This is a genomic window from Levilactobacillus zymae DSM 19395, assembly GCF_001434115.1.
Classification (GTDB): Bacteria; Bacillota; Bacilli; order Lactobacillales; family Lactobacillaceae; genus Levilactobacillus; species Levilactobacillus zymae.
The window spans coordinates 1-1,790 of the sequence record NZ_AZDW01000036.1 but is presented as its reverse complement, the minus strand read 5'-3'; the positions used below and the strand labels follow the sequence as shown (position 1 = coordinate 1,790).

Here is a 1,790-nt window from a genome sequence, read left to right as displayed (position 1 = left end):
CTTGGTAGACCTTTGAAAACTGAACATTTGTTTCGACAAACCAAATATGTGTAGGGCGGTTTGAATTTAGATTCAAACCCAAACAATATTTGCGAAGTCAATTCGCTTTAAAAATGTAACAACAATCGATGAGCTATTCGAGCTTATCATCTTTAAGATGAGAGTTTGATCCTGGCTCAGGACGAACGCTGGCGGCATGCCTAATACATGCAAGTCGAACGAGTTCCCGTTGATTGACGTGCTTGCACTGATTTCAACATTGGAACGAGTGGCGAACTGGTGAGTAACACGTGGAAAACCTGCCCAGAAGCAGGGGATAACACTTGGAAACAGGTGCTAATACCGTATAACAACAAAAACCGCATGGTTTTTGTTTGAAAGGTGGCTTCGGCTATCACTTCTGGATGGTTCCGCGGCGCATTAGCTAGTTGGTGAGGTAAAGGCCCACCAAGGCAATGATGCGTAGCCGACCTGAGAGGGTAATCGGCCACATTGGGACTGAGACACGGCCCAGACTCCTACGGGAGGCAGCAGTAGGGAATCTTCCACAATGGACGAAAGTCTGATGGAGCAATGCCGCGTGAGTGAAGAAGGGTTTCGGCTCGTAAAACTCTGTTGTTGAAGAAGAACGGGTGTCAGAGTAACTGTTGACATCGTGACGGTATTCAACCAGAAAGCCACGGCTAACTACGTGCCAGCAGCCGCGGTAATACGTAGGTGGCAAGCGTTGTCCGGATTTATTGGGCGTAAAGCGAGCGCAGGCGGTTATTTAAGTCTGATGTGAAAGCCTTCGGCTTAACCGAAGAAGTGCATCGGAAACTGGGTAACTTGAGTGCAGAAGAGGACAGTGGAACTCCATGTGTAGCGGTGGAATGCGTAGATATATGGAAGAACACCAGTGGCGAAGGCGGCTGTCTAGTCTGTAACTGACGCTGAGGCTCGAAAGCATGGGTAGCGAACAGGATTAGATACCCTGGTAGTCCATGCCGTAAACGATGAGTGCTAAGTGTTGGAGGGTTTCCGCCCTTCAGTGCTGCAGCTAACGCATTAAGCACTCCGCCTGGGGAGTACGACCGCAAGGTTGAAACTCAAAGGAATTGACGGGGGCCCGCACAAGCGGTGGAGCATGTGGTTTAATTCGAAGCTACGCGAAGAACCTTACCAGGTCTTGACATCTTCTGCCAATCTTAGAGATAAGACGTTCCCTTCGGGGACAGAATGACAGGTGGTGCATGGTTGTCGTCAGCTCGTGTCGTGAGATGTTGGGTTAAGTCCCGCAACGAGCGCAACCCTTATTATCAGTTGCCAGCATTCAGTTGGGCACTCTGGTGAGACTGCCGGTGACAAACCGGAGGAAGGTGGGGATGACGTCAAATCATCATGCCCCTTATGACCTGGGCTACACACGTGCTACAATGGACGGTACAACGAGTTGCGAAGTCGTGAGGCCAAGCTAATCTCTTAAAGCCGTTCTCAGTTCGGATTGTAGGCTGCAACTCGCCTACATGAAGTTGGAATCGCTAGTAATCGCGGATCAGCATGCCGCGGTGAATACGTTCCCGGGCCTTGTACACACCGCCCGTCACACCATGAGAGTTTGTAACACCCAAAGCCGGTGGGGTAACCTTCGGGAGCCAGCCGTCTAAGGTGGGACAGATGATTAGGGTGAAGTCGTAACAAGGTAGCCGTAGGAGAACCTGCGGCTGGATCACCTCCTTTCTAAGGAATATACGGAGGCTACACATACTTTGTCGAAACAATGGTCAGTTTTGAGGGGTCTACCCTCAAAC

General features: G+C 50.3%; 1 rRNA gene. It reads left to right on the top strand.

The window, feature by feature from the left end:
• Window positions 1-153 precede the first annotated feature (153 nt).
• Window positions 154-1,719: ribosomal RNA gene (locus tag FD38_RS08970) — 16S ribosomal RNA — on the top strand.
• Window positions 1,720-1,790: the final 71 nt, after the last annotated feature.